Here is an 18,472-nt window from a genome sequence, read left to right on the forward strand (position 1 = left end):
CATCAGCTCGCGCGGTCCTTTTGCCTGAGCGTTTCCGGGGCGGTTGCGCCTTCGGCTCCGGCCTCCGGAGAGGCCGATCTCTCCCGCGAGAGTCGGCGCGAAACTCTTCGATCGCCGAAGGGGAGTCAACGCGCAAAGCGCGCGAGCCCCTTACATGCGATCTGGAGCTTCGATACCCAGCAGATCGAGCGCCTGTTCGAGCTGGCGCAGGGTGGTTTGCGCCAGGTTCAGGCGGGAAACCTTCAGCGCCGGCTCGGCCGACAGGATCGGACAGGCGGCGTAGAACTTCGAGAAGGCCTGGGCCAGCTTGTAGGCGTGCTCGGCCAGGAAGTTGGGGGCCTTCTTGTCATAGGCGTCGACCAGGGCCTGATCGAAAGCGTCGAGCAGCAGGACGAGGTCGCGCTCGGCCGGTTCGGAGACGACGATGTCGCCGGCCTTAGCCCCCTCCTCGGCCGCCTTGCGCAGGACCGATTTCACCCGCACCGCCTGATAGAGTAGATAGGGGCCGGTCTTGCCCTCGAAGCTGGAGAAGCGGTCGAGGTCGAAGACGTAGGAAGTGCCGCGGAAGTTCTGCAGGTCGGCGAACTTCAGCGCCGCGACGGCCACCTTGTGGGCGGTCTCCTCGAAGGCCTCGGGATCGAGCTCGGAGCCGAGGTCGGCTTCGTGCAGGCGCTCACGCGCCTTGTCCCGGGTCATGACGATCATGTCGTTCAGCTTCAGGACGCCGCCCTCGCGGGTCTTGAAGGGCTTACCGTCGGTCCCGTTCATCGTGCCGAAGCCGACGTGCTCCAGGGAGCCCTCGGCCGCGTAGCCAGCCAGGTAAGCGGCCCGGAACACGATCTCGAAATGGTCGGCTTGGCGCTGGTCCACCGCATAGAGCACGTGGTCGGGGCCGAAGCTCTGCTTGCGGTCGAGAATGGTCGCAAGGTCGGTCGTGCCGTACATGGCCGAGCCTTCAGACGAGACCACCAGCAGCGGCGGCAGCTCGCGCTTGTCGCCCTGGCGGGCCACCCGGACGATCCGGGCGCCCTGGTCGTCGACCAGCAGGCCCTTGGCGTCGAGGTCCTTGACCATCGAGTCGATCAGGCCGTCCACGTCGCTCTCGCCCTTCCAGAGGTCGAAGTCGACGCCAAGGGCGTGGAAGTCCCGCTCGAGGGCGACGCGCGTCACCTTGGCGAAATGCCGCCACAGCAGGAAATAGCCGGGCTTGCGGTCCTGCAGCTCGGCGGTGAGCTTGCGTGCGCGGTCGCGGTACTCGGGTTCCGACTTCCCGCGGGCGGCGGCCATCGGATAGAGCCGGTCGAGGTCGGCCAGGCTCACCTTCTCGTCGAAGAGGGCGAAGGCGGCGGCCTCGTCCTGAGCATCGACGGCGGGTTTTGCGTTCAAGCCTTCCACCAGGCTGGCGATGGCGGCGTCCTCGTCGGTCACCGCCCCGATCAGCAGGCCCATCTGATAGCCCCAGTCGCCGAAGTGGGCGTCGCCCACCACGGTGTCGCCACGGAAGCGATAGATGCGCTTCACCGATTCCCCGATGATCGAGGACCGTAGGTGGCCGACATGCATCGGCTTGGCGACGTTGGGGCCGCCGTAGTCGATCAGGATCTTGCGCGGGGTCTCCACGACCTCGGCGCCCAGGCGGGGGTCGGCGGCGATCTGCGCGGCGCGGGCGGCCAGGGCGGCGTCGCTGACCCGCAGATTGATGAAGCCGGGGCCTGCGACCTCGACCGCAGCCAGCCGCGGGTCGCCGGCCAGCCGGGCGGCCAGATCGGTCGCGATGTCACGCGGCGGCTTGCCGACGGCCTTGGCCGCAGGCAGGGCCCCATTGCATTGGAAATCCGCCAGGTCGGGCCGGTCAGACGGAGTCACGCGGCCGAGTTCAGCCGGCAGCCCCGCCGCGGCGAAGGCGGCGGAAACCGCTTCGCTCAGGCCCCTTTTCAGGTCGCTCATTTGTTTTCGTTGGTGGTCCCGGCGACGGCCGTGCCGGCGTTCAGCCGGAAGCGCTTACCGTCGCGATTGAAGGCGGCCATCTCCGGCGTGACGTCGAACCCGACCAGCACCTCGAAGTTGGCGCCGCTGGTGGTCATGGTGGCCCGCGGGATGGTGATCTGGGCGATCTGTTCGGTCGCGTAGACCCGATCCTGGCCGGCCGGGAAGTTCACCGGCAGGTCGAAGTATTCCTTGGTGATGACTGCGTCGTTGCGCTTGGTCACCGCCACCCAGTAGCGATAGTTCTTGGACGAGCCTTCGGCCTGGGGCCCTTTGCCCAGTTCGAAGAGGATCTCCATCTTCACCTTGATCGGCTCGGCGTCCTTGTACTGGCAGGCGGCCGAAACGTCCTGGATCTCGCCGGTGTAGCCGACCGCGGCCGACGCCTCGCGGGCGTCCTTGAATTCCACATAGCGGGCGGCGTCGTAGAGCACCTTCACATAGGGGCACGGGCCGGCGTTGCGCAGTTGCGGCAGCGGCGCCTGGATGTCGCTCCACTCGGAGTCGCGCTTCTTTTTCTTCGCGGCCTCCTCCTCCTGGCGTCGCTGATCGCCTCCGCGTTGCTGGGCGGCGGCCAGTTCGGGGATCGTGGCCCCCGCCAGGACGAGGCCGGCGGCGAAGAGCATCAGGGAGCGGCGCATGCAGGGTCGTCCAACGAAAAGAGGCGCGCAAGGATGCCAGCGCGCATGGCCTCCTACTACTGGCTATCGAATGCGGCCGCAACGCGGCTGGCGGACACGGGCGCGAGCGCCTAACTTGCGCGCATGCTGCAAGAGCCCCGTCCTCGCCGTCCCCTGAAGGTCCTGCTGGCCACGCCGCGGGGCTTTTGCGCGGGCGTCGACCGCGCCATCCAGATCGTCGAACGCGCCATAGAGAAGTACGGCGCGCCGGTTTATGTGCGCCATGAGATCGTCCACAACCGTCACGTGGTCGAGCGGCTGAGGAGCCTCGGCGCGGTCTTCGTCGAGGAGCTTTCGGAATGCCCGGCCGACCGGCCGGTGGTGTTCTCGGCCCACGGCGTGCCCAAGTCGGTGCCGGCCGAGGCCCAGTCCCGGCAGATGCTCTATCTCGACGCCACCTGCCCGCTGGTCTCGAAGGTCCACGTGGAAGCCCAGCGCCATTATGACGCCGGCAAGGAGATCGTGCTGATCGGTCACGCCGGCCACCCGGAAGTCGTGGGGACCATGGGCCAGCTTCCGGAAGGCGCGGTCGCCCTGATCGAGACCGTCGAAGACGCGCGCGCCTTCACGCCCAAGGACCCGTCGAACGTGGCCTTCGCCACCCAGACCACACTGTCGGTCGATGACACCGCCGACATCGTCGCGGCGCTGCGCGAGCGCTTCCCGGGCATCGCCGCACCCCACAAGGAAGACATCTGCTATGCGACCACCAACCGCCAGGAAGCGGTGAAGGCGGTGGCGGCCAAGGCCGAGGTGCTGCTGGTGCTCGGTTCGGCCAACTCGTCCAACTCGGTGCGGCTTGTGGAGGTCGGCAAGCGCTCGGGGGCCAAGGGCGCTTATCTGATCGACGACGCCCGCGGCCTTGACCTGGCCTGGCTCGAAGGCGCCTCCAGCGTCGGCGTGACGGCGGGCGCCTCGGCGCCGGAGCTGCTGGTCCAGGGCCTGATCGACCGCCTGGCCGAATCCTTCGAGGTCACGGTCGAAGAGGTGGACACGGTCCGCGAGACGGTGAGCTTCAAGCTGCCGCGGGCGCTAGCGAATTAGAGCGCGACGGATGTAAGCGCTTCGATGCCGGTTTCTCCGCGAGCCACCGACAGCATGACCTCGGTGGCGTCCTCGTCCGACGCCGTGAGAACGATCCTGTTGTCCAGGAGGAACTGACCGAGAGCGATGAACTCCACCCGCTTGTTGCCGTCGATAAAGGGTTCATCGCGATGCCGACGGCGGAGGTCGCCGCAAGCTCCAGCAAATTATCGACCTCTTCAAGGTAGAAATTGCACCACGTCCAACAGCCAGCGTCTTGACCGGCCGGCTGCGCTCCCGCATCCCGCACCGCATGGCCGTCTATACCGACATCACTGATGAGGAGTTGAACACGCTCCTCGCCGACTTCGACCTCGGCGCTCCGCTCGCCTTCAAGGGCATCGCCGAAGGCGTGGAGAACTCGAACTTCCTGCTCGAGACCGAGGCGGGGCGGTTCATCCTGACCGTCTACGAGAAGCGGGTGCGCGAGGACGAGCTGCCCTACTTCCTCGGCCTGACCCGCTGGCTGGCCCAGCACGGCTATCCGTCGGCGACGCCGATGATCGACCGCGCCGGCGAGGCGTTGAAGCGCGTGCGCGGCAAGCCCTGCGCGATCTTCTCCTTCCTGCCAGGCCTGTCGGTGCGCCGGCCGAGCGCGGCCCATTGCCGGCAGGCGGGCGAGGGTCTGGCGCGCCTGCACCTGGCGGCGGAAGGGTTCGCGATGACCCGCGCCAACGACCTGGGCCAAGCCGCATGGGCGCCGATGTTCGCCAAGCTGCACGGCGACGCCGAGGCGCTGAAGCCCGGCCTCGCCGCGGTCATCGAGGGCGACCTGGAGCGGCTGGCGAAGGCCTGGCCGCAGGACCTGCCCAGCGGTGTGATCCACGCCGACTATTTCCCGGATAACGTCTTCTTCAATCCGGACGGGACCTTCGCCGGGACCATCGACTTCTACTTCGCCTGCAACGACGCCTTGGCCTACGACATCGCGGTAGCGTTGAACGCCTGGTGCTTCGAGGCGGACGGCAGCTTCAACATCACCAGCGCGCGAGCCATGCTGGCGGGCTACGAGACGCATCGCCCCTTGAACCGCGCCGAGCGCGACGCCCTGCCCGTCCTTGCCCACGGCGCAGCCATGCGCTTCTTCCTGACCCGGCTGCACGACTGGGGCGCGACGCCGCCCGGCGCGCTGGTGCGGCCGAAGGACCCGCTGGAATACGAACGCAAACTGGCGGTGCACCGCTCGGCCCCGGACCTCGTCCTGCTGGGCGAGGCCTCGTGACCCCGCAGGTCGTGATCTACAGCGACGGCGCGTGCTCAGGTAACCCCGGCCCCGGCGGGTGGGGCGCGATCCTGATGTCGGGCGCGCACGTCAAGGAGATCCATGGCGGCGAGGCGACGACGACCAACAACCGCATGGAGCTGATGGCGGCGATCCAAGCCCTGGAATCACTGAAGCGCCCCTGCAAGGTCGAGGCGCACACCGACAGCCAGTACGTCATGAAGGGCATCTCGGAGTGGATCCACGGCTGGAAAGCCCGTGGATGGAAGACCGCCGACAAGAAGCCGGTGAAGAACGACGACCTTTGGCGGCGGCTGGACGCGGCGCGGGCCAAACACGACGTCGCCTGGAAATGGGTGAAGGGCCATGCCGGTCACGAGCACAACGAGCGCGCCGACGAACTGGCCCGGCTGGGCATGCAGGAGTTCAAGCGCGCCTGAGGTTGCTCAGGCCTGAGCGCGGACCCGTAGGCGAGAGCCGCCACTGAGGCCCACCACCTCGACGATCGCCTCGAGCTCCAGGGCCGAGCCATCGACCGACTCCGCCGCCCACTCCTTGCCGTCCACCAGCACGCGGCCGGCGCCATGGATGAAGGCGGCGGTGACCCGCCCGTGATGCCCCACCAGCCGCGCGACGTTGTCGTTGATGTCCGTCTCCGGCTGGCGGTTGCGCGGCCAGAAGCGGCGCGCGGCCAGGGTGGTCGCGATGGTGAGCACGGCGAAGAGGCCGATCTCCAGCGCTGCATTGTGGGTGAAGAGGCTGAGGATGGCGACGACCGCGGCGCATGCGGCCGGCCACAGGAGCCAGCCCGACCCGAACGCGATCTCGATCGCCAGCACCGCCGCGGCGATGGCCACCCACAGCCAAAAGGCGTGGACGCCGTAGAAGTCGACCAGGCCGGTCATCATTGTCTCAGCCTCCCGTAGGCGGCACGGCGGACCCACGTCCTGAACGCGGCGGCGGGCGCGGCGTATCCTCGCGGACGGTCTTCACCAGTTCCCCCACCCCGGCGAGCGAGCCCACCAGGGCCGACATTTCCGACGGGACGATAACGGTCCTTTGCTGCGGGCTGTCCGCCAGCCTGGCGAAGGCTTCGACGTATTTCTGGGCGACGAAGTAGTTGATGGCGTTGACGTCGCCGCGGGCGATGGCCTCGGAGACCATGGCGGTGGCCTTGGCCTCGGCTTCGGCCTCGCGCTCGCGGGCCTCGGCGTCACGATAGGCCGCCTCGCGCCGGCCTTCGGCTTCCAGGATGGCGGCCTGCTTGGCGCCCTCGGCGCGGGCGATGGCGGCGGCCTTCTCGCCGTCGGCCTCGGTGATGACGGCGCGGCGCTCGCGTTCGGCCTTCATTTGGCGGGCCATGGCGGAGGTGATGTCCGGCGGCGGTTGCAGATCCTTGATCTCGATCCGCGCCACCTTCACGCCCCAGGGACTGGTGGCGGCGTCGATCACGTGCAGCAGGCGGCTGTTGATCTGGTCGCGCTGGGAGAGGACCTCGTCCAGCTCCATCGAACCCACCACCGTCCGCAGGTTGGTCATGGCGAGTTGGGCGATGGCGTAGTTGAGATTGTCGACGCGGTAGGCGGCTGCGGCCGCGTCCATCACCTGGATGAAGACGATGCCGTCCACCTGCACGACGGCGTTGTCCTTGGTGATCACTTCCTGGCGCGGCACATCGAGCACCTGCTCCATCATGTTCACCCGCCGCCCGATGCCCTCGACGAAAGGAGTCAGGAAGCTGATGCCGGGCTTGAGCGTGCGCGTGTAGCGCCCGAAGCGCTCGACGGTGAACTCACGTCCCTGCGGCACGATCTTGATCGCCGCGAACAGGATCACCAAAGCCAGGACCAGAAGGACGATGGCCGTAGCCAGTTCCATGACAACCTCCCCGAGAACGCCGGTCACCCTAACGCGGCAAGGGTTCGGCCGTCACGCCCTCCTGTTCAACTTCCGGCAGCGGCGGCAGGACGCTCACCCGATATTTGGCGTGAGCCAACTTTCCAGCGATCTCCCGCCCACGGACCGCGGCCAGGGCCATCGCCTGGCGGGCGTCGTCGCCACAGACGGGATGGAGCCGCTTGGCCTCCGCGAACCCGGCGTTGAAGCCATCCTTGAGCTGGGCTTCGAAAGCCGGATCGGGCTGCTCGGTCTCCATCAGCCGCGACATGCGCGATCGCCAGTACTGGTCCTCGCGCCCCTCGCAGGCCTGGCGCAGAGCGTGGGCCTCGCCAAGCACCCGCGTAAGGCTGGTCAGGGTCCCGCGCATCTCGGGCGGGCGCTCCTGAGCAAGGACAGGCGTCGCCGCCAAGGCGATGGTGATTATGAGGGCTGGACGCATGGCGGCACTTAAGTCCTCGCAGGCGCGCTTGTCACCCGGCGCTAGGCGCCCGTCGCCCAGGGCGTGGCGGCGAGGCGCTCGGCCAGGAAGTCCGACAGCACCTTCACCCGGGCCGGCCGCAGGCGTCCCGGCGGACTGACGATGTGCAGGGCCGGCTGCGGCGGGGTCCAGTCGCACATCGCTGCCTGCAAGGTCCCGGCCCGCAGTTCGCGCCAGCAGATGAACTCCGGCTGCAGCGCCACGCCCAGTCCGGCCTGCAGGGAGGCGGTCAGGACCTCGGCGTTGTTGACCCGCATGGGGCCGGCGACAGTCACGGCCTGCTCGCCCTCCGTGGCGTGGCTGAAGCGCCAGACGTCCGGGCTGTCGACGTTCGAATAGGTGAAGCAGCGGTGGCGGACGAGGTCGCGGGGATGCTGCGGCTCGCCGAAGGCTTCGAAATAGCGCGGCGCACCCACGAGCAGCACGCGCATGTCGCAGAGCTTGCGCGCCAGCAGCGAAGAGTCCGCCAGCCGGGCGATGCGGATCGCCAGGTCGTAGCCCTCGGCGACCAGGTCGATCTTCTGGTCGGCCAGGTGCAGGTCGATGGAGACCTCGGGATATCGGGCCAGGAAGTCCGGCAGGATCGGCCCGACGTGCAGCATGCCGAAGGACATGGGCGCGGCGAGCCGCACGAGGCCCCGAGGCATGGCCGACTGCGCCGCCGTCTCGGCCTCCACCGCCTCGCCCTCGGCCAGGATGCGGTTGGCGCGCTCCAGCGCGGCGCGACCGCTTTCCGTCATCGACAGCCGGCGGGAGGTCCGATGGAACAGGCCCGCCCCCAGCCGCGCTTCAAGGCGGCCGACCGCCTTCGACACCGTAGCCTTGGAGAGCTCAAGCTCCTCGGCCGCGGCGGCGAAGGAGCCGGTCTCTGCAACCCGCGCGAAGATCGCCCAGGCTTCGAAGTCAGGAAGTTTCGCCATATCAAATTTGGAAACGGTCCATTTCGATCGTTTCTATTTCTAAATCTCCGGCGATCGCTACCTTTTTCTCGAACGGCGGTCGCAAGACGGACCGCCCAAGGGAGACCTTACCGATGATCGAGCTTCGTCCTTTCGAAACCCTCGGCGGCGCCAACCACGGCTGGCTCGACGCCAAGCATCACTTCTCGTTCGCCGACTATCACGACCCGAAGCGGACCAACTGGGGCGCCCTGCGCGTCTGGAACGACGACGTGATCGCGCCGAACTCCGGCTTTCCGCCCCACCCGCACGCGAACATGGAAATCATCACCTATGTCCGCACAGGCGCCATCACCCACCAGGATAGCCTGGGCAACAAGGGCCGCACCGAGGCGGGCGACGTGCAGGTGATGAGCGCCGGCTCGGGCATCCGCCACGCCGAATACAATGTCGAGGCCGAGTCCACGACGCTGTTTCAGATCTGGATCCTGCCGACCAAGGCCGGTGGGGAGCCCTCGTGGGGCGCCAAGCCCTTCCCCAAGGGTGATCGCGCCGGGAAGTTCGTGACGCTCGCCAGCGGGATCGAAGGCGACGCCGACGCCCTGCCGATCCGCGCCGACGGCCGGGTGTCCGGCGCGACCCTGAAGGCGGGCGAAACCACCGAGTATCAACTCGGCCAGGGCCGCTACGCCTACCTGGTTCCGGCGACCGGGCAGATCGAGGTCAACGGCGTGAAGGCCAAGGCCCGCGACGGCCTCGCCATCCGCGACGTCGACACCATCCGCGTCACCGCCATCGAGGACGCCGAGCTCGTCCTGGTGGACGCCGCCTAATCGGACGGCCCGGGCCGCTGTGGCCCGGGCCGTTCTCCATCTCGTCAATCAGCAGGAACGTCAGATGACCAAGGTTCTCGTCCTCTATCATTCAACCTACGGCCACCTCGAAGCCATGGCCAAGGCCGTTGCCGAAGGCGCGCGCGAAGCCGGCGCCGCCGTGGACATCAAGCGTGTCCCGGAAACCGTGCCGGAGGACCTTGCCCGGTCGTCGGGCTACAAGCTCGATCAGGAAGCTCCGATCGCCACGGTCGCCGATCTGGCCGAATACGATGCGATCATCGTGGGCGTCGGTACGCGCTATGGCCGCATGGCCGGCCAGATGGCGTCCTTCTGGGATCAGACCGGCGGCCTCTGGGCCAAGGGCGCGCTGGTCGGCAAGGTCGGCGGCGTGTTCACCTCGACCGCAACCCAACACGGCGGCCAGGAGACCACGATCATCTCGACCATCACCCAACTGCTGCACCACGGCATGGTCGTCGTCGGCCTGCCCTACGCCTGGGCCGGCCAGATGCGCCTGGATGAGATCACCGGCGGCAGCCCCTACGGCGCCTCGACCATCACCGGCAGCGACGGCTCGCGCCAGCCGAGCGCCAACGAGCTGGAAGGCGCCCGCTTCCAGGGCCGCCACATCGCGCAGGTCGCGGCCAAGGTCACGGCCTGATCAAACGCCCGCCTCCGTCAGCCCCGGAGGCGGGCGTTCTTCTTCTTTGCCCTAGGCGTTGGCCATGGCCCGCAGCTTGGCCGTCCGGTCGATCGCCGCCTCGGCCTCCTTCATCAGGCTGGCCACGATCTCGGCGGCGGGCAGCACCTCATGGATACCACCGGCCGACTGGCCCATCGCGAAACAGGAGCGGTCGGGATCGAGCCCCTCGATCTGACCGCCGATACCGCCCATCACGCCTTCTCGGGAAGACAGCGCCGCCTGCATCGGGAAGGGCTGGATGTCTTGCGGGCGCTTCTCCCAGTCCTCGACATAAGGGTTCTTTTTCACCCGCATCGGCTTGCCGGAATAGGAGCGGGTGCGGACGGTGTCCTCGTCCGAAGCCTCCAGCACCGCCTCGCGGTACATCTGGCCGGCGTGCGCCTCTTTCGAAGCGATGAAGCGAGTGCCCATCCAAACGCCGGTGGCGCCCAGGGTCAGGGCCGCGGCCAGCCCTCGCCCATCATAGAGGCCGCCCGCCGCGACCACCGGAATCTTCACCGACTCCACAGCCTGGGCGACCAGCGGCATGGTGCCGACAAGCCCCGTGTGACCGCCGCCCTCGCCGCCCTGGCAGATCACCGCGTCGCAGCCGGCCTGCTCGGCCTTTACCGCATGTTTGACGGCGCCGCAGACCACCATGACCTTCAGGCCGGCCTTCTTGAGCCGCTCCATGATCGGCATGGGCACGCCCAAGCCGGCGACGAAGCTGGAAGCGCCCTCTTCGATGATGATGTCCACTGAGGCGGTCAGGCTTTCCGGCGATGCCGCCAGCAGATCGACGCCGAACGGCTTGTCGGTGAGGCTGCGCACCTTGCGCATCTCATCGCGAATGAACTCGGGCGTGCGGCCCGCCATGCCGAGCACGCCATAGCCGCCGGCGTTCGACACCGCGGCCACCAGCTCGCCATAGGAAACCCCGCCCATGCCGGCCAGCATGATCGGATGCTTTACGCCCAAGAGGTCGCAAAGCGGCGTGTGCAGGGTCATAGCGTTCCTCCGGTCCTTTGTTTGAGCGAAGGATGGCCCAGCCGCCGGGTCATGGGAACCATGACCTGACGTTAGCGATCAGAAGACTGCGTAGCCGCCGTCGATCAGCACCTGGTCGCCAGTGTGGAAGGCAGAGGCGTCGGAGGCGAAATAGACCGCCATGCCACCGAAATCCTCCGGCCGGCCCCAGCGGCGCATCGGTACGCGCCGGATGACGTTTTCCTCGAACTTTTCGTTGCCCTGGGCGCCGGCGGTCATGTCGGTGGCGATCCAGCCCGGCAGGATGGCGTTGGCGCGGACGCCATAGCGCGCGTGCTCCACCGCGATCGCCCGGACCATCGGGATCAGCGCGCCCTTGGTGGCGGCGTAGGCCTCGTTGCGCGGGGCGCCGTCGACGGCCGAGAGCGAGGAAATGGCCACCAGCGAGCCGCCGGCGTCGCCCTGTCCTGCCCGCTCGACCATGTGCTTGCAGGCTTCCCGGAAGGTGAAGAAGACGCCGTCGAGATTAACCGACAGGACCTTGCGATAGGTCTCGGTGTCGAACTCGGCGAAGGACCTTGCGCCGCCGCCGATGCCGGCGTTGGCGATCACCGTGTCGACCCGGCCCATCCTGGCCACGGCCTCGGCCATGCCGGCGATGACGGTCTTCTCGTCGGCGACGTTGACGATCTGGCTGAGCACCCGCACGCCGGCCTGCTTGAGCCGAGCTTCGGCGTCGGCGTTCTTCTTCGGATTCGAGCCCCAGATGACGATGTCGGCGCCGGCCTGGGCCAGCGCTTCGGCCATGCCAAGGCCGATGCCGCCGTTGCCGCCGGTCACCAGGGCCACCTTGCCGGTGAGATCGAAGGGTTTGTAGGCCAAGGCGCTTCCTCGCTGTTCCAACAGGCGTTGAGACGAAGGGGAGCGGGCTGACGCCGCGGCCGTCAAGCTCGCCGCGAGCGACGGCTTTGCGGAAGGGCGTCGAGGCGGTAGCTTCGGACACGCCCGCTGGAGTAGGCCCATGCGCACCTTTGCAATCGCCATTGCCGCGACCTTGCTGGCTTCACCCCCGGCCCTCGCCAAGAGCCCGGGATGCATTCCCACTCCGGACGGCGGCTCGATCTGCCGAGAGGCCGACGGACACATCACAGAGCGCCATCCGGACAAGGACGGCGTCATGCGGACGACCTCCACGGATCGGCGGCGCTGGGGAACTTCCGATGGGCACGGCCGAGGCATCACCCCGCCCGACAGCATGGTCCGGAACGATCCGGTGCTTCGGCGCGAGGTCTGGGGACGTGTCACCGAACCGTGGGAACCGACGGCCAAGCCGGCGCCGACGCCGGGCGGCTGGCGAATGCCCGGCCCGGCCGACCGTACTGGGCGCTAATCTTCAGTGCGGCTGGTGGCGTCGCGGTCGCGTTCGTAGTGTCGCTCGAGCGGGAACGGCGGCAACCACGCCTCGCGGCGGATGGTCCAGATCTCATAGGTCGGCCGCAGCTGGTTGGGCGCGTCAAGCGAACCCAGGTTCACCTCGACTTCGTCTCCAGTGCGCGAGAAGACCGACGAACCGCAGCGGGGGCAGAAGAACCGCCCGGCATAATCGTGCGGCTCGCCGCTAATCGTCACCGAGCCTTGCGGGAATATGGCCGAGGCGTGGAACAGCGCCCCGTGATGCTTGCGGCACTCGAGGCAGTGACAGAGGCCGACGCGATAGGGCCGGCCCGTCGCCTCGATGCGAACGTCGCCGCATAGACAGCCGCCGGTGAAACGTGCCATGCCACGCCTCCTTTCGGACGACGTCAGGTGGCGGTCCAGCCGCCGTCCACCACCATGGCCGAGCCGGTCGCCGACGCGCCAAGATCCGAGACCAAGTAGAGCAGCATGCCGGCCAGATGCTCGTACTCGACAAACTTCTTGGTCGGTTGGGCGGCGAGGATGACATCCTCCATCACCCGGTCTTCCGGGATGCCGCGGGTCTTGGCCTGGTCGACGATCTGCGCCTCGATCAGCGGGGTCTTCACATAGCCGGGACAGATGGCGTTGGCGGTGATCCCGGTGCGCGCCAGCTCGACGCCCAGAGCCCGGGTGAAGCCGACCACCCCATGCTTGGCCGCGACATAGGGCGCCTTGAACGGCGAGGCCACCAGGCCATGCGCCGAGGCGATGTTGACGATCCGCCCGCGCCCCTGGGCCTTCATGATCGGAATGGCCGCACGGCTGGCGTGGAAGGTCGAGGACAGGATGATGGCGATCAGCGCGTCCCACTTCTCCGGCGGGAACTCCTCCACCGGCGCGACGTGCTGGATGCCGGCGTTGTTGACCAGGATGTCCAGCCGGCCGAACTCGCTCACCGCATAGTCGATGAGGTCGTTGATCTCCTGCGGCTTGCTCATGTCAGCGCCATGATAGCGGACCGCGGCGTTGGTCCGCTCCTGCAGCGCCCGGCGGTCGGCCTCGATCTTGGCCGGATCGCCGAAGCCATTGAGCACCACATTGACACCCTGCTCCGCCAGCGCCGTCGCCAGGGCCTGCCCGATCCCGCTGGTCGATCCGGTGATGACGGCGACCTGTCCCTGCAGCCCATAATCGACGGCCATGCGGTCAGTCCTTTTTTCGAGCCGCCGAGGGCGGCGGAGGTTGGGGCCGCGAGAACACCCACTCGGCGTCGCTCGAGGCGTCCTTCTGGAACCGATAGCCTTCGTAGTCGAACGCCCGAAGGTCGTCGGCCTTTTCGATGCCGTGGTCGATGGCGTAGCGCGCCATCAGCCCCCGCGCCTTCTTGGCGTAGAAGGAGATGATCTTGGCCGATCCATCCTTCTCTTCAAGGAACTTGGCCGTGACCACCGGAACGGTCAGGGCCTTCCGGTCCACCGCCCCGAAGTACTCCTGGCTGGCGCAGTTCACCAAGGTCGCGTCCTTGTGGCCGCGCGCCGCCTCGTTCAGCCCCTTGGCGATCCGGTCCCCCCAGAAGTCGTAGAGGCTGCCGCCCCGCTTGGTCTTGATGCGGACGCCCATCTCCAGGCGATAGGGCTGGATGGCGTCCAGCGGGCGCAACAGGCCATAGAGCCCGGAAAGGATGCGCAGGTGCTTTTGCGCATGGGCCAGGCCCTTCTTGTCCAGTTCGCGAGCCTTCAGGCCGGAATAGACGTCGCCGTTGAAGGCGAAGGCCGCCTGCAGGCCGTCCTCCATGGCCGGATCGAAGGCCTGGAAGCGCTCGCGGTTCAACTGCGCCAGCTTGTCCGAAAGGTCCATCATCCGCTTCAGGTCGCCGGTCTTCAGCTTCTTGGCGGTGACGGCCAGTTCGGCGATGTCGGCGGCCATCTCCGGGGTGGTCACGGGCGCGGCGCGCTCAGGAGCCGTGAAATCCAGCGCCTTGGCCGGAGAGATGACGATCAGCATTGCCTGCTCAGAAATGGACTCGCGGATTCATGATCCGCCCAGGGTCCAGGCTTTGCCGGATCGCCGTGAGGGCCGCAACCTCGACCGGCGACTTATAGCGCCGGGCCTCCTCGGTCTTCATCGAGCCCAGCCCATGCTCGGCCGAGATCGAACCGCCCATGGAGGCGACGATGTCGTGGACGATCCGCGAACCCTCCGCGCGCATGGCCGAGTGGCGGGCGTCGTCGCCCCCCTCCGGCCGGATGACGTCGTAGTGGATATTTCCGTCGCCCATGTGGCCGAAGGCCGTCACCCGCGCCCCGGGAACCAGGGCCTCCATCCGCTCGGTAGTGACCTTTAGGAACTCGGCCACCCGGCTGACCGGGACCGAGACGTCGTGCTTCCAGGTCGCCCCTTCCGGCTTCTGGCCGGCGGACTGGTTCTCGCGCAGCGACCAGAGGGCCTTGGCCTGGGCCGCGCTCTGAGCGATCACCGCGTCGCGGATCAACCCTTCCTCGGCCGCGGTGGTCAGCAGCCGCTCCAGGGCGGACTCGGCCGCGCCCGGCTCTCCCGATGCGATCTCGACGAGCACGTACCAGGGATGGACCTCCGCCAGCGGGTCCCGTTGGCCGGGAATGTTCTTCAGTACGAACTCCAGGCCGCGCCGGCCCATCAGCTCGAAGGCCTCCACCGCCCCGCCGGCCTCGTCCTTGGCGCGGACCAGCAGCTTCAACGCCGCCTCGGGCGTTTCGACCGCGGCGATGGCGGTGGCGCGGGAGACCAGCACCGGAAATAGCTTCAGGGCCGCGGCGGTGACCACGCCGAGCGTTCCCTCGGCGCCGATGAGCAGTTGCTTGAGGTCGTAGCCGGTATTGTCCTTGCGCAGGCGCTTCAGCCCGTTCCAGATCTCGCCATTGGGCAGCACCGCCTCCAGGCCCAACACCAGGTCGCGCGTATTGCCATAGCGCAGGACGGCGGTGCCGCCGGCATTGGTGGAGACCACGCCGCCGATGGTCGCCGTGCCTTGCGAGGCCAGGTCGAGCGGGAAGCGGCGGCCGTTGGCCAGGGCCGCCTCATGCACCGCCTCCAGGGTGACGCCGGCCTCGGCGACGAGCACGTCGTCGAAGGTGTCGATATCGCGGATGGCCCGCAGGCGCTCGGTGGAGAGCAGGATCTCACCCAGCGGAATCTGGCCGCCCACCAGGCCGGTATTGCCGCCTTGAGGCACGATGGGAACGCCCGCCTCGGCGCAGATCCCGACCACTGCGGCGGCCTCCGATGTCGATTTCGGCAAGGCGAGGAACGGCGTCGTCCCGTGCCAGCGGTCGCGCCACTCGACCAGCTTGGGCGCCAGGCGGTCCGGGTCCTGGCTCCAGCCGCCCTCGCCGAGCACGACCTTGAGGCGGGAAATGACGTCGGCGGGCACGGAGAGAGTCATGTCGCCAGTCTAGCCCCCGGGGCCTAGCCGACAAAGCCGGCGGCGCGCTTCAGTCGGTCGTTGATGGCCTCGCCGAGCCCTTCGAAAGGGATCGGCGCAACGGCGATGGCGACAGGATCGGTCCGGTCGGCCTCGCGCAAGTAGGCGAAGAGCCGCGCGGCCGCCTCGCGCAGATCGCCCGAGGGGCTGAGGTTCCAGCGATGCTGGCCAGGGCCGAAGGCCAGGAAGGCTTCGCCCGGCTCGGCGTGGGTGGCGTTGAGGCGCACCGGCGCCTTGGGCGAATAGTGCCGGGCCAGCCGCCCCGGAGAGCGCTTGGCGTCGACCTCGGCCTCGGCCAGAGGGCCGATCACCGCCTCGAGTTCGGCCCGCGTCACCGCCCCCGGTCGCAGCAGCCGCGGAACGTCGAGCAGGGCCACCACCGTGGATTCCAGCCCAACCTCGCAAGGTCCGCCATCCAGCGAGGCGCCGACCTTGTCGCCGGTCTCTTCCATGGCGTCGGCATAGGTGGTGGGGCTGGGCCGGCCCGAGCGATTGGCCGAAGGCGCCACCACCGGGCCGCCGAAGCGCGCGAGCAGAGCGCGAGCCGTCGAGTGGGCAGGAACGCGCACCGCCACTGTGTCGAGGCCGGCGCGGGCCAGGTCGCTGACTGCTGTGTCCTCGGCGATCGGCAACACCAGCGTCAGGGGGCCGGGCCAGAAGGTCCGGGCCAGGGCGCGGGCGCGTTCGTCGAACCGGGCGATCCGCTCAGCGGCGGCCAGGTCGGCCACATGCGAGATCAGCGGATTGAAGCTCGGCCGCCCCTTGGCCTCGAAGATGGCGGCCACCGCCTGCGGGTTCGCCGCATCACCCGCCAGGCCATAGACCGTCTCGGTCGGCAGGATGACCAGCTCGCCGCGGCGCAGGGCCTGCGCGGCGGCCTCTATCGCCGCGTCGCCGTCAGCTTCACGCTGACCTTCACCTCGGCCGGAATTTGATCGGTGCTCGTCCACTCGCCCTGTCCGACGCCAAAGGCCGTGCGGTCGAGGGTGGTTACACCGCTGACCCGCGCCTTGTCGCCCTCGATCTTGAGGGTGAAGGGCAGCCGCTGGGGCTTGGTCACACCCCGCAGGGTGAGCTGGCCATGGGCGACATAGCGATCCGTCCCGGTCTTCTCGAAGCGGCTGGCGGTGAAGGTGGCCCTCGGATGCTCGCCGATGTCGAACCAGTCGGCGCCGCCGATGCTCTGGTCGCGCTGGGGATCGCCGGTGACGGCGGAGGCGAGATCGATGCTGACGCTCACCTTCGACTTGTCCAGCGCCTCGGGGCTGAAGCGGACATCGGCGGTCCAGCGGTCGAAGCGCCCGTCGATGGCGTTGCCGCCCCAGGACGTCGAGAAGCCCAGGGTCGAGCCCTGGTTCACCGTCCAGGCGGACGGCTCGCGGGCCGCGGCCTTCTCCGACTCCGGGGCCGCAGCGGGCGCTTCGGCCGGAACCGACACCGGCAACGGTGCGGCGACCTCGGGCTCGGCAGCGATGACTGGCGCCGGCAGTGGTTTGGACTGCGGCGGCCGGGGCTGGACGGCGTAGCCGGCGCCGATCACCCCCAGGGCCGCGACCGCGATCACGATCAGCCGCGGGTCGAACCAGCTCCCGGCCTTCGCGCCGGGCGCCATGTGCGCGAGGACCGGCTCGTCGCGGCCGAACAGTTGGTGCTTGAGCGCGCCGGCTACATGCAGGGCGACCAGGATATAGGCGCCCCAGGCCAGGGTCTCGTGCCCGGCTTCGCCGAAGCTGTTCCATGCGGCCTTTGCGGGACCTTCCAGATGCGCCAGGCCCGGAATGTGCGGCCAGGGGACCGCGCCATAGAGCAAGGTCGGCACCTGGATCCGGCTGGTGGAGACCATGATCCACCCGGTGATCGGCATGCCGATCATGATGACGTAGAGCCCGACATGGGCGATGCGGGCCAGCCAGCGCTCCCAGGCCGCCATGGTCGCCGGCAGCGGCGGCGGCCGATGGCCGAGCCGCCAGGTCAGCCGCCCCAGGCTGAGCAGCAGGATCGTGATCCCGACCGACTTGTGCAGTTGCATCAGGGCGAAGCCCTGCGGCGTACGCCCGTCCATCCGCCAGCCGAGGATCACCTGGAAGACGATCATGGCCGCGATCAGCCAATGCAGGATGATGGCGACGGCGCTGTAGCGATCGCGCCCCGGGGTATTCGGCATACTACTTCCTGGTGAACTCGGCTTCGAAGACAAGGTCGACGTCGTCGCCGACCAGCGGGCTCACCGCCGTGACGCCGAAGTCCGACCGCTTGATGTGGGCGGTTCCGGAAAAGCCGAGCCGGACGCCCACGCCCAGCATGCCTGGGCCGACGCCGTTGAAGGCGACGTCCAGGCTGACCGGCCGGGTGACCCCATGAAAGGTGAGCTGGCCGTCGATCCTGCCGAGGCCGTCGTCATGCGCCTCGATCGCGGAGGTGACGAAGGTGATCTGCGGGTACTTCGCGGCGTCGAAGAACTGGGAGCCGGCGATCTGGCGGTCGAAGTCGGGATTGCCGGTGCTCACCGACGCCGGGTCGACGGTGATGACCGCCTGGGTCGAGGACCAGGCGGCAGGATCATAGGCGAACTGGCCCGCAATCCTGTCGAAGCGCATCGTGTAGTGGGAAAATCCCATGTGGCTGACGCGGGCGACGAGGCTCGCATGAGCCTTGTCGATGACGTACTCGCCCTTGGGCGCCTTGAGGGGATCGCGACTGGTCGGACTGGCCGCGGCCTCGCCCGCAGTCATCAGCAACAATGCGGCGATCGTCACGGTACGCAGCGACATACTGGGCCTCTTCTGGGCGGCCGGCCTCAGATGGTGGAGTTTGCGCCCGGAGCGACCGGCCTGAAGCACACGAAACCGTGATGGCCCGGAG

Annotated in this window: 22 protein-coding genes and 1 riboswitch; of the genes, 6 read left to right on the plus strand and 16 right to left on the minus strand. The window is 68.3% G+C overall.

Features of this window, described 5'->3' with window-relative positions; genetic code table 11:
- Positions 1 to 2: 2 nt before the first annotated feature.
- A riboswitch (glycine riboswitch) is annotated at positions 3 to 96 on the minus strand.
- Positions 97 to 150: 54 nt separating this feature from the next.
- Positions 151 to 1,947, minus strand: coding sequence for an arginine--tRNA ligase (locus ABID41_RS04295; protein ID WP_354297214.1), 1,797 nt, complete (start codon positions 1,945 to 1,947; stop codon positions 151 to 153).
- Entirely contained in the window at positions 1,944 to 2,627 is a 684-nt protein-coding gene (locus ABID41_RS04300) for a Tat pathway signal sequence domain protein (protein ID WP_331932438.1), read from the minus strand. Before ABID41_RS04300 ends, ABID41_RS04295 begins: the two co-directional genes overlap by 4 nt.
- A 123-nt stretch (positions 2,628 to 2,750) precedes the next feature.
- Here ABID41_RS04300 and ispH point away from each other — a divergent pair, with 123 nt between their 5' ends.
- Positions 2,751 to 3,710 carry a 4-hydroxy-3-methylbut-2-enyl diphosphate reductase gene (ispH, locus tag ABID41_RS04305; RefSeq protein WP_331932439.1) on the plus strand — a complete coding sequence of 320 codons (960 nt, stop codon included), beginning with the start codon at positions 2,751 to 2,753 and terminating at the stop codon, positions 3,708 to 3,710.
- Here ispH and ABID41_RS04310 read toward each other — a convergent pair.
- Positions 3,707 to 3,847, minus strand: a complete 141-nt coding sequence (locus ABID41_RS04310; RefSeq protein ID WP_331932440.1) for a hypothetical protein — start codon at positions 3,845 to 3,847, stop codon at positions 3,707 to 3,709. The genes ispH and ABID41_RS04310 overlap by 4 nt on opposite strands.
- A gap of 155 nt (positions 3,848 to 4,002) precedes the next feature.
- On the opposite strand from ABID41_RS04310, the gene thrB reads away from it, so the two are divergent.
- Positions 4,003 to 4,971 (plus strand): homoserine kinase, encoded by a 969-nt coding sequence (gene thrB / locus ABID41_RS04315; protein WP_331932457.1) that lies wholly within the window; start codon positions 4,003 to 4,005, stop codon positions 4,969 to 4,971.
- Positions 4,968 to 5,411, plus strand: a complete 444-nt coding sequence (rnhA, locus tag ABID41_RS04320; protein WP_354297215.1) for a ribonuclease HI — start codon at positions 4,968 to 4,970, stop codon at positions 5,409 to 5,411. The genes thrB and rnhA overlap by 4 nt, the downstream gene beginning before the upstream one ends.
- Before the next feature lie 6 nt (positions 5,412 to 5,417).
- Here rnhA and ABID41_RS04325 read toward each other — a convergent pair whose 3' ends face one another.
- Genes ABID41_RS04325 through ABID41_RS04340 form a run of 4 tightly spaced genes read right to left on the minus strand, consistent with a single transcriptional unit; the run spans position 5,418 to position 8,268 of the window.
- Positions 5,418 to 5,879, minus strand: coding sequence for an NfeD family protein (locus tag ABID41_RS04325; protein ID WP_331932442.1), 462 nt, complete (start codon positions 5,877 to 5,879; stop codon positions 5,418 to 5,420).
- Positions 5,880 to 5,883: 4 nt separating this feature from the next.
- The gene (locus ABID41_RS04330) at positions 5,884 to 6,849 is read right to left on the minus strand and encodes an SPFH domain-containing protein (protein WP_331932443.1); all 966 of its coding nucleotides are present in this window, start codon (positions 6,847 to 6,849) and stop codon (positions 5,884 to 5,886) included.
- Positions 6,850 to 6,877: 28 nt separating this feature from the next.
- Positions 6,878 to 7,309, minus strand: a complete 432-nt coding sequence (locus ABID41_RS04335; RefSeq protein ID WP_331932444.1) for a TIGR02301 family protein — start codon at positions 7,307 to 7,309, stop codon at positions 6,878 to 6,880.
- A gap of 41 nt (positions 7,310 to 7,350) precedes the next feature.
- Complete coding sequence (locus ABID41_RS04340) at positions 7,351 to 8,268, minus strand: LysR family transcriptional regulator (RefSeq protein ID WP_331932445.1); 918 nt, start codon at positions 8,266 to 8,268, stop codon at positions 7,351 to 7,353.
- A 113-nt stretch (positions 8,269 to 8,381) separates the two neighbouring features.
- Here ABID41_RS04340 and ABID41_RS04345 point away from each other — a divergent pair, with 113 nt between their 5' ends.
- A complete protein-coding gene (locus tag ABID41_RS04345) occupies positions 8,382 to 9,080 on the plus strand; it encodes a pirin family protein (RefSeq protein WP_331932446.1) in 699 nt (232 codons plus the stop codon).
- Between the two features lie 64 nt (positions 9,081 to 9,144).
- Positions 9,145 to 9,744 carry an NAD(P)H:quinone oxidoreductase gene (gene wrbA, locus ABID41_RS04350; protein ID WP_331932447.1) on the plus strand — a complete coding sequence of 200 codons (600 nt, stop codon included), beginning with the start codon at positions 9,145 to 9,147 and terminating at the stop codon, positions 9,742 to 9,744.
- Positions 9,745 to 9,795: 51 nt separating this feature from the next.
- On the opposite strand, the gene ABID41_RS04355 is transcribed toward wrbA, so the two are convergent.
- Together ABID41_RS04355 and ABID41_RS04360 are read right to left on the minus strand one after the other, a co-directional pair.
- Positions 9,796 to 10,773 (minus strand): NAD(P)H-dependent flavin oxidoreductase, encoded by a 978-nt coding sequence (locus ABID41_RS04355; RefSeq protein WP_331932448.1) that lies wholly within the window; start codon positions 10,771 to 10,773, stop codon positions 9,796 to 9,798.
- 78 nt (positions 10,774 to 10,851) lie between these two features.
- Positions 10,852 to 11,634: an SDR family NAD(P)-dependent oxidoreductase gene (locus ABID41_RS04360; protein WP_331932449.1), complete on the minus strand. Its 783-nt coding sequence runs from the start codon at positions 11,632 to 11,634 to the stop codon at positions 10,852 to 10,854.
- Between the two features lie 139 nt (positions 11,635 to 11,773).
- On the opposite strand from ABID41_RS04360, the gene ABID41_RS04365 reads away from it, so the two are divergent.
- The gene (locus tag ABID41_RS04365; RefSeq protein ID WP_331932450.1) at positions 11,774 to 12,142 is read left to right on the plus strand and encodes a hypothetical protein; all 369 of its coding nucleotides are present in this window, start codon (positions 11,774 to 11,776) and stop codon (positions 12,140 to 12,142) included.
- Here ABID41_RS04365 and ABID41_RS04370 read toward each other — a convergent pair.
- Genes ABID41_RS04370 through ABID41_RS04400 form a run of 7 tightly spaced genes read right to left on the minus strand, consistent with a single transcriptional unit; the run spans position 12,139 to position 18,381 of the window.
- On the minus strand, positions 12,139 to 12,531 hold the full coding sequence (locus ABID41_RS04370) for a GFA family protein (RefSeq protein WP_331932451.1): 393 nt from the start codon (positions 12,529 to 12,531) through the stop codon (positions 12,139 to 12,141). The two genes, ABID41_RS04365 and ABID41_RS04370, sit on opposite strands and share 4 nt — an antisense overlap.
- A gap of 23 nt (positions 12,532 to 12,554) precedes the next feature.
- Complete coding sequence (locus ABID41_RS04375; protein WP_331932452.1) at positions 12,555 to 13,352, minus strand: 3-hydroxybutyrate dehydrogenase; 798 nt, start codon at positions 13,350 to 13,352, stop codon at positions 12,555 to 12,557.
- Between the two features lie 4 nt (positions 13,353 to 13,356).
- Complete coding sequence (gene yaaA, locus ABID41_RS04380) at positions 13,357 to 14,154, minus strand: peroxide stress protein YaaA (RefSeq protein WP_331932453.1); 798 nt, start codon at positions 14,152 to 14,154, stop codon at positions 13,357 to 13,359.
- 7 nt (positions 14,155 to 14,161) lie between these two features.
- Positions 14,162 to 15,571, minus strand: a complete 1,410-nt coding sequence (locus ABID41_RS04385; protein WP_331932454.1) for an FAD-binding oxidoreductase — start codon at positions 15,569 to 15,571, stop codon at positions 14,162 to 14,164.
- Positions 15,572 to 15,594: 23 nt separating this feature from the next.
- Positions 15,595 to 16,560, minus strand: coding sequence for an L-threonylcarbamoyladenylate synthase (locus ABID41_RS04390; RefSeq protein WP_331932455.1), 966 nt, complete (start codon positions 16,558 to 16,560; stop codon positions 15,595 to 15,597).
- Entirely contained in the window at positions 16,491 to 17,774 is a 1,284-nt protein-coding gene (locus tag ABID41_RS04395) for a YceI family protein (protein ID WP_354297216.1), read from the minus strand. Before ABID41_RS04395 ends, ABID41_RS04390 begins: the two co-directional genes overlap by 70 nt.
- Before the next feature lies 1 nt (position 17,775).
- The gene (locus ABID41_RS04400; RefSeq protein WP_331932274.1) at positions 17,776 to 18,381 is read right to left on the minus strand and encodes a YceI family protein; all 606 of its coding nucleotides are present in this window, start codon (positions 18,379 to 18,381) and stop codon (positions 17,776 to 17,778) included.
- Positions 18,382 to 18,472: the final 91 nt, after the last annotated feature.

Origin of the sequence: Phenylobacterium koreense, from assembly GCF_040545335.1 — a bacterium.
GTDB lineage: Bacteria > Pseudomonadota > Alphaproteobacteria > Caulobacterales > Caulobacteraceae > Phenylobacterium > Phenylobacterium koreense.